Genomic DNA, 1,341 nt, shown 5'->3' with positions numbered 1-1,341 from the left:
GAGTTGGTGGTGCGGGGCGGTTCCGGGATCACCGGGTTCCCCGAAAACCGCGGCTGGGACCTGGAGCACCTCTACCACCCGGATCCCGACCACCCCGGGACCAGCTACACGCGCCACGGCGGCTTCCTGAAGGAGGCGGGCGAGTTCGACTCCGCGTTTTTCGGGATCAGCCCGCGGGAGGCGGTGGCGATCGACCCGCAGCAGCGGCTGCTGCTGGAGGCGTCGTGGGAGGTGCTGGAGCGCGCCGGGCTCGACCCGGCCTCCCTCCGCGGCACGCCCACCGGCGTCTTCGTCGGCGGTACACACACCGGCTACGGCGCCGAGTCGGAATCGGCCGACGCCGAGGGCTACCTGGTAACGGGCAACTCCGCCTCGGTCATGTCGGGCCGGGTGGCTTACACGCTGGGGTTGGAGGGGCCGGCGGTCACGGTCGACACGGCCTGCTCGTCGTCGCTGGTCGGCATCCATTTGGCATGTGAGTCGCTGCGGCGCGGCGAAAGCACCCTCGCCCTCGCCGGTGGAGTCACCGTGCTGCCCAACCCCGATCTCTACGTGCAGTTCAGTCGGCAGCGGGGGTTGGCGCGTGATGGCCGGGTGAAGGCGTTCGCGGAGGGTGCCGATGGGACGGTGTTCTCCGAGGGTGTGGGTGTGGTGCTGCTGGAGCGGTTGTCGGATGCGCGCGCCAACGGCCACCGGGTGCTGGGGGTGGTGCGGGGGTCGGCGGTGAACCAGGACGGTGCCAGCAACGGGCTCTCGGCGCCCAACGGGCCGTCGCAGGAGCGGGTGATCCGGCGGGCGCTGGCCGATGCGGGGCTCGCGCCCACCGACATCGACGCGGTCGAGGCCCACGGCACCGGAACCGCCCTCGGCGACCCCATCGAAGCCCACGCACTGCTTGAGGTCTACGGGGAGCGGTCCGCGGAGTCCCCGCTGTGGCTGGGGACCGTGAAGTCCAACATCGGCCACACCCAGTGCGCATCGGGTGTTGCGGGTGTGATCAAGATGGTGATGGCGGCGCAGGAGGGGTTCCTGCCGCCCACCCTGCACGCCGATACCCCCTCCGGTCATGTCGACTGGGACCAGGGCCAGGTGCGGCTGCTCGATTCGGGCCGCGAATGGCCCGAACCGGGCGACCGCCCGCGCCGGGCCGGGGTGTCGTCGTTCGGGATCAGCGGCACCAACGCCCACCTCATCATCGAACAAGCGCCCGGCACGGCCGATGAACCCGGGGCGGACGAGCCCGGCAGAACCGGTGGAGCCACCGAGCCCCAACCCGGTTCCGAGCCGGATGCGGGGGTGTTGCCGGTGGTGCCGGTCCCGATCTCCGCGCGCACCCGCCCC

1 protein-coding gene is annotated in these 1,341 nt (G+C 71.8%); it reads left to right on the top strand.

The features are described from left to right. A partial coding sequence (locus ACYVD5_RS12000) for a type I polyketide synthase (RefSeq protein ID WP_461001071.1) occupies window positions 1-1,341 on the top strand: 1,341 nt, incomplete at both ends.

The organism is Streptomonospora sediminis (assembly GCF_054778995.1).
The sequence above is the reverse complement of the archived record's forward strand: the minus strand, read 5'-3'. Positions and strand labels throughout refer to the sequence as shown.